This is a genomic window from Thiolapillus sp., assembly GCF_048562965.1.
GTDB classification, from domain to species: domain Bacteria; phylum Pseudomonadota; class Gammaproteobacteria; order Chromatiales; family Chromatiaceae; genus Thiolapillus; species Thiolapillus brandeum_A.
Genome location: NZ_JBHNMF010001265.1, coordinates 1 through 742 on the forward strand (window position 1 = coordinate 1; position 742 = coordinate 742).

2 protein-coding genes are annotated in these 742 nt (G+C 48.7%); one reads left to right on the forward strand and one right to left on the reverse strand.

The genetic code is table 11. The annotated features are described in order from the left end of the window. On the forward strand, positions 1-497 hold a 497-nt coding region (locus ACOCD2_RS23705), incomplete at its 5' end, for a hypothetical protein (protein ID WP_293653726.1). Here the strand turns inward: ACOCD2_RS23705 and ACOCD2_RS23710 are convergent. Then, positions 494-742 (reverse strand): hypothetical protein (locus ACOCD2_RS23710; RefSeq protein WP_419626264.1); only part of this gene is annotated, 249 nt, incomplete at its 5' end. The two genes, ACOCD2_RS23705 and ACOCD2_RS23710, sit on opposite strands and share 4 nt — an antisense overlap.

The following is a 742-nucleotide window of genomic DNA, read 5'->3' on the forward strand; positions in this document are numbered from 1 at the left end:
TGTTTCCCAATGTTTATGCCGCACCTGATAAAGATACAGGACTAAGTTCTGAAACCAATAATCGCATATTGTTGGAAATACCCTATATGGACAGGGAAGACTTGCTGGGCGTCATGCGTTTAAACTTGGAAAGTCTGGGGAAAATGGTCAATGCCATAGCAAACGATGATTTCAGGTCGGTGCAAGAAATCGCGGAACAAATGAGTTTCAACAAGAAAAAAGGAAAAGGGCTGTCACGCAGAGGAAATCCTGTATTTGCAGCGATGGGAGTCCGATTCCACGCCATTGATACGATTGAAGTGATGAAAGCTGCTGAAACCAAGGATCGAAAAGCAACTTTATACGCCATGTCAAAGATGATTGATACTTGCGTGTCTTGTCACTCGACATTCAGCGTCATCGAATGGCCAGACAACAAAATCTATAAGCGCCCAAAGCCAATTAAACTGGTGCTACCAAAGGAATATACAGACACTCATCAACCTGCCATACATTAACGATTAGGTGCCGGCGCTGCCAGCCATGGAGAGCGAAGCGAAGGCTGGTAGTCCCCAGTAGCCGCGAGGCCGCACTGTTTTCCCGGCGTGCCTTGCGCCAGAGGGAAAACAAAGTAGGTCTCCGAACGCGGCGTCCAGTCATTGGGAGACAAGTACGGAGCAGCAACGAGCTTGCGAAGTTGTTGCGTAGTGCTTGGTGACCAGGACGGCTGGGGCACCAATAGGTTGTCAAAGGCCGAGTCGAT